At 32.5% G+C, this 5701-nt stretch carries 7 protein-coding genes; 2 read left to right on the top strand and 5 right to left on the bottom strand.

Annotated elements, in window-relative coordinates; all coding sequences use genetic code 11:
• Positions 1-25 precede the first annotated feature (25 nt).
• Positions 26-472 (top strand): peroxiredoxin, encoded by a 447-nt coding sequence (locus tag RR539_RS10150; protein ID WP_332483841.1) that lies wholly within the window; start codon positions 26-28, stop codon positions 470-472.
• A gap of 47 nt (positions 473-519) precedes the next feature.
• On the opposite strand, the gene RR539_RS10145 is transcribed toward RR539_RS10150, so the two are convergent.
• From RR539_RS10145 to RR539_RS10135, 3 genes are all read right to left on the bottom strand, one after another.
• The gene (locus RR539_RS10145; RefSeq protein WP_332474850.1) at positions 520-903 is read right to left on the bottom strand and encodes an iron-sulfur cluster assembly scaffold protein; all 384 of its coding nucleotides are present in this window, start codon (positions 901-903) and stop codon (positions 520-522) included.
• Between the two features lie 17 nt (positions 904-920).
• Positions 921-1490 (bottom strand): hypothetical protein, encoded by a 570-nt coding sequence (locus RR539_RS10140; RefSeq protein ID WP_332483840.1) that lies wholly within the window; start codon positions 1488-1490, stop codon positions 921-923.
• 303 nt (positions 1491-1793) lie between these two features.
• Positions 1794-3659: an LTA synthase family protein gene (locus tag RR539_RS10135; protein WP_332483839.1), complete on the bottom strand. Its 1866-nt coding sequence runs from the start codon at positions 3657-3659 to the stop codon at positions 1794-1796.
• 176 nt (positions 3660-3835) lie between these two features.
• Here RR539_RS10135 and RR539_RS10130 point away from each other — a divergent pair, with 176 nt between their 5' ends.
• Positions 3836-4315, top strand: coding sequence for a GNAT family N-acetyltransferase (locus RR539_RS10130; protein ID WP_332500393.1), 480 nt, complete (start codon positions 3836-3838; stop codon positions 4313-4315).
• A gap of 18 nt (positions 4316-4333) precedes the next feature.
• Here RR539_RS10130 and RR539_RS10125 read toward each other — a convergent pair whose 3' ends face one another.
• Positions 4334-5020 (bottom strand): YjjG family noncanonical pyrimidine nucleotidase, encoded by a 687-nt coding sequence (locus RR539_RS10125; protein WP_332474911.1) that lies wholly within the window; start codon positions 5018-5020, stop codon positions 4334-4336.
• A gap of 269 nt (positions 5021-5289) precedes the next feature.
• On the bottom strand, positions 5290-5701 hold a 412-nt coding region (locus RR539_RS10120), incomplete at its 5' end, for a dicarboxylate/amino acid:cation symporter (RefSeq protein WP_332500392.1).

Genomic DNA, 5701 nt, shown 5'->3' with positions numbered 1-5701 from the left:
GGGAGAGTATTTAGGAGGTTATATTATGGCAGGATATGATTTTGTACTTAAGGAAACTGATGGAGGAGATGTTTCCCTTAAGGACTATGCGGGGAAGAATGTAGTATTATTTTTCTATCCAAAGGATAATACTTCAGGATGTACTGTGGAAGCTAATGAATTTAAGGAATTAAATAGTGAGTTTAACGGATTAAACACTGTAATTCTAGGAATAAGTAGAGATAGTCTTAAGTCCCATGCTAAGTTTAGGGAGAAAAATGAGCTACCATACCTACTTCTAAGTGATGAGGATAAGGAAGTTCATAATATGTTTGAGGTTATGAAGATGAAGAAGGTTTGTGGCAAGGAGTCACTTGGAGTTGAAAGATCAACCTTCGTATTTAACGAAAATGGTGAGCTTGTTAAGGAATTTAGAAAGGTTAAGTCTAAGGGACATGCTCAAGAAGTTTTAGATTATATTAAGTCTCTATAATAAAATAAGCTGTTATGAAATTATATGTTCATAACAGCTTATTTTAGTTATTTGGAATGGTTCTTATAATAGTCATCAATTGCGTTTCTAAGTGCAGTTACTCCAAGATTAGAGCAGTGCTTCTTAGCTTCAGGTAGTCCTCCAAGAGCTTCAATAACATCTTCATCTGTTATCTTAAGCGCTTCCTCAAGGGTTTTCCCCTTAGCAAGTACTGTTGTCATGCTACTTGTAGCAATAGATGCGGGACATCCAAATACAAAATATTTCATATCTTCAATAACATTATTTACAACTTTAATATGCACTTCAAGTGAGTCTCCACAACCTGGGTCTCCGTACTTACCCCTGCCGTTAGAACCACGAAGACTTCCTACATTTCTTGGTGAAATAAAATGATCCATTACTTTATCTGTGTATCCTGATGCTGACATGAAAATCCCCCTGCTAGTTAATTTACTCTATTGTATATTATAGGTGAGTCAAAGCCGATTAGAACTCTATCACCTTTTTTTAGTATCTCTGTTACTTCAAACTTATCCATTGATAGTGTTTCATCTAATAAGAATGTAGTAGTTGGTGAAAAACTACTTAAGCTTCTTCCATAGAACCCTTTTCCTTCAATATATTCATAGGTCATAGGGTTAAACTTACTTGAAACCTTAAGTTCGTTATAATCTATAAATAAATCATTATTATCGTTGGTAAAGAACTCTCTATTCACATAATCAGGTATATCATATGATGTTAGTTTAACGTGCCCTGATTCTGTTTCTTCAAATAAAAATAGGTGAGGCATACTTGTTGAAAGGTCTTTATCTAAATAAGTATAATAGCTTTCTTCAATAACAAAAATCCCATTAAAATCATCAGGGAGATTGTATATTTTGTGGTTACAAATTCCGTTTATATGTTTTGCCATAGGATGAATAATATTCCCACTAGCCCCTTCTTGTTCTACCTGATTAAGGTTACTAAAATGTCCTACAATAATTTCTTTGAATAGTTCAAATTCAGTCATATTATACACTTCCTTCTCATGCTTATATTAAAATTCTACCCCCCTGAAAATATTAATTCAAGGGTAGTGAAGTGAATTAGTTATGAATTTATAATTATTTAATATTATTGTATATTCTTTGTAATATATTTACCTAATATATATAATATCACAGTTACTATTTAACAATATTAAAAAATAAAAAGCAGGCTGCTTAAAAAGTCAACAGCCTGTCATGAAAAACAGGTTTTTATAAAACAAACCAATACTTTTTTAAATATTGGTTTGTCAACAATCTGAAGCTTTATTAGCTCCCTACATTTATTATCTTTCAGTAACCTTATCTGGTGAAAATACACTTGTTTTCTTTTCATTTATAAATTCATCATTAAAGAAATTACTGTTACGTCCAAGTTCAGATTCTACCTTTTCTAGACCATCCTTCTCTATAAGAGTTGGTGTCTTTGAGAATAGGTTTGTACCAAGTCCTAATCTATCACCTTGAATTTCTACACCCATACTTGAAAGTATAGTTGGGAAGAAATCAAAAGGAGCATATTGTCTATTCTTAGTATTGTCAGTTGTTACAGGTGAGTTAAGTATTAGGTTAAATACTGTTCTATGATAGTTTGGATCAAATTCCTTAAAGAAGTTCTTATCCATACTTAGGTGATCACCTGTTATTACTATAGTTGTATTTTCATAGAATGGCTGTTTTTGAATCCATCTAATAAATTGAACAGCTTCCTTATCAGAATATGATATAACATTAGCATACTGAGATGAATGTTTTTTCTCTGCCTTCTTAGATAGGTATCCATCTGGGAAGTGGGTGTCTGCTGTTTCCATAGTAAAGTTAAATGGTTTACCCTCTTTATATAATCGAGTTAGCTCCATTTTAGCATAGTTAAACAGCTTATCATCTTCATATCCCCACCATACATAATAGTCCTTAGGGATAAGCCCTTTTCTCTTAGCAGCCTTGTAGTCAAAAATATTAAATCCACCATGTGAAGTGAAGAATGTAGTTAATCCTCCAAAGTCTGCATCAGCACCGAACATAATTGTTTGGTTGTAGCCTTGAGTTTCAAGAATATCACCTATTGCTATTGCACCAGGTAGGAAGCTTCCGTTTAATCCATATGAATTGTTTTTCATAGGAACTTTTAGGGGGATTCCCACTCCCATGTTCATCATTGACGCAACTGACCATGATGATCCATATGTTTGATATGGTCCACCAAACTTGTCATTGTGTGAGAATGAAATACCTTCCTTAGAAAGCTCAGTTAGCTCAGGCATTAGGTTAACATCCATGTTCCCACCTAGGTCTTTAGATAGGAATGAGTTTTCAACTGACTCAAGATATATGTGAATTAGATTTCTTTTTTTCTTAGGGAATGACATAGGTATGTTTCTTGGGTCCCTGTAGTTATCAGCTATAAAGCTAGAGTCGGATAAGTATGCCATAGCAACTTTGTGTAGCTTAAGCTGAGAAATACAATATGAAGCACCTCCAAAGAATATTAATACTGAAAGAATAAGTGAAGTTCTTCCAACCATTTTTTTAGTAATAATGTTATTTATGCCCTCACCCTTATTAATAGAAACCCTATATGGGAAGTTCATCAGTATAAGGAAAATCACACATGCGAAAATAATTCCAAATACAGGTGTGTTAACGATCTCAACAAGAGAGTCATTACTTGTCCCTGATAAAGGTGACTTTAAGTTAAATAAGAACTGCTCAGGTGTAATTTTTCCAAAGTAACTAATAAACCAGTATGAGAAAATTAGACATATAATGCCTAGGGCAAAAAGTATAAATGATAGTGTTTTAATGGAGAAGCTTTTTTTGTTAAACTTCCCTTCTTCCTTTGTAAAAATTATATTTGAATTCTTAAATTGAATTTTTGAAGTAAATATAGCTTTTAGTGTGAAATAAATCCCTAAACAAACCACTCCAGTAATAAGATATATGAAAAGGAATGTTGAGGTATAAAGTGATGGCTCTAAAATAATTTTATAGCCGAAGATGTATCTGCATATTCCGAGGATAACAATGTTAAGTAAAATAGTAAATCCAAGGAAAGATTTGATTAAAGTAATAGGATTCTTGTCCTTACCAAATAAGAAGTAAGTGCCTAAAACTCCAAGAATACCAATAATCATGTAAGTTATTATTTGCATAAATCCTCCTAAATAATATGAAATTTAAAATACTGATTTCATTTTACCCAAGACTTATAATACACTATTTTGTCGAATAATTGTATTACAATATTATTACGTTATGTAGTTAAAATAGTATGTATAATAAGTATTATATAAATACACTAAGTAGAATATTTTTTATGGAGGAAAAGATGATTATAAGAAGTTATAATGAAGCCGATTTAGATAAGGTTATTAACCTATTCTATAATACGGTGCATTCTATAAATATTAAAGATTATAGTCAAGAACAGGTTAATGCGTGGGCTCCTAAAGCTATAGATAAGACAAAGTGGGGGAAATCATTATTATCTAATTATAGCTTAATAGTAGAGGTTAATGGTCAGGTAGTTGGATTTGGAGATCTTGAAGAGGGGGGATACTTAGATAGGCTTTATGTTCACAAAGATTACCAGGGCATAGGAGTAGGAAATATGATTTGTAACTGCCTTGAAGAGGAGGCTAGAGCACAAGGACATAAGAGCATTGAAACACATGGGTCTATTACAGCAAAGCCATTTTTTATTTCTAGAGGATACCGTATTGTTAAAGAGCAGCAGGTAGAAGTTAAAGGAATATATATGACAAATTTTATAATGGTTAAGAACTTAAAAAAGGATGAATCAATTTAATATGATTCATCCTTTAAATTATAGAAGTATTTTTCTAATATCTTCTAGTGAGTGAGCTTCGTAAGTTGGAGATATGTCTAGGGTATTTGATTTCTTGTCTTGGTTAAGCCAAAGTGTATCAATTCCGAAATTATGACCACCCATAATATCAGAAGTTAGACTATCACCTATCATAATAACCTTAGACTTATCACTGAAGTTAAGTTTTTTAAGTGTATACTCAAATATTTCAGGGTGTGGCTTAGAAACTGACACTTCCTCTGATATTACTATTTCATCAAAGTAATCAGCAATAACTGAGCCTCTTACTCTTCTAGTTTGAACAGCAGTTAAACCGTTTGTAATTATAGCTAGCTTGTACTTTTTACTAAGGTCTTTAACAAGTTCAATACTACCCTCATATAAAAATGAAGCGTATGAAAGATGCTTCATATATGCTGCGGCAAATTCTTCAGGATTAAAGTCCATATTAAGCTTAACTGCAAGTCTTCTAAATCTTTCAGTTTTAAGCTGAGCTTGGGTAATTAGATCCTTTTCAAACTCCTTCCATATAGCAGTGTTAATTTCCTTATATATTGGTAGATGGTAGCTTTCATCATAGTCTACACCAAATTCTATCATTGCATTTTTAAATGCTTCTTTTTCTGATTTTTTAAAGTCAAATAAAGTTTCGTCTGCATCAAATAATAAAACTTCGTATTTCATATCCTATTCTCCTTTATACATTAGTATATTTTCATTATAGACCTTAAAAATGGTTATAAAAAGACTAGAAGCACTACAGATATAGATATTTTGGCTTGGCGATAAAGGGGGATCTGTAGAGCGTCTAGTATCAAATTAAAGTATTATTCCTATTTAATCAGATGCAACTTACATCTGAACTTATAAATTGTGACTTGAGGGGGATGGCTTAAAGCCATAACCTGTTTTCTATGACAGGGTATTAACCTTGTCAACATCCTTAGATAGCTTTAGTTATTATATATATCTTCGTTAAGAGTTTTTTCTGATTTTGATACTACAACTGCAGTTGCTGCATCTCCTACTACATTTAGTGATGTTACAAGCATTTCAACCGGTCTGTTAATTGCAAGTATTAGTGAGTAAGCAAGTATTGCTGCATCGTTATTGTAGCCCATTCCTGTTAATACAGTGAATAGTATAATTGCACCTGCACCTGGAGCTGCTGGAGTTCCTATTGAAGCTATAAGGGCTAGTATTGCTATTATTGCAATGCTACCAAATGTTATTTCATAACCTGCACTTGAAGCTATGAATATAGCTGCAATAACCTGCATTATAGCTGTTCCGTTCATGTTAATTGTCATACCAAGTGGTAGTGTAAATGATGCTATATCTTCACTAACTCCAAGCTCTTCAACA

Source organism: Clostridium sp. (genome assembly GCF_036639235.1).
Lineage (GTDB): Bacteria > Bacillota > Clostridia > Clostridiales > Caloramatoraceae > Clostridium_AB.
The sequence above is the reverse complement of the archived record's forward strand: the minus strand, read 5'-3'. Positions and strand labels throughout refer to the sequence as shown.

Coding starts and splice junctions, on each gene's coding strand:
- RR539_RS10150 (WP_332483841.1), top strand. CDS start 26: ATGGCAGGATATGATTTTGTACTTAAGGAAACTGATGGAGGAGATGTT.
- RR539_RS10145 (WP_332474850.1), bottom strand. CDS start 903: ATGTCAGCATCAGGATACACAGATAAAGTAATGGATCATTTTATTTCA.
- RR539_RS10140 (WP_332483840.1), bottom strand. CDS start 1,490: ATGACTGAATTTGAACTATTCAAAGAAATTATTGTAGGACATTTTAGT.
- RR539_RS10135 (WP_332483839.1), bottom strand. CDS start 3,659: ATGCAAATAATAACTTACATGATTATTGGTATTCTTGGAGTTTTAGGC.
- RR539_RS10130 (WP_332500393.1), top strand. CDS start 3,836: ATGATTATAAGAAGTTATAATGAAGCCGATTTAGATAAGGTTATTAAC.
- RR539_RS10125 (WP_332474911.1), bottom strand. CDS start 5,020: ATGAAATACGAAGTTTTATTATTTGATGCAGACGAAACTTTATTTGAC.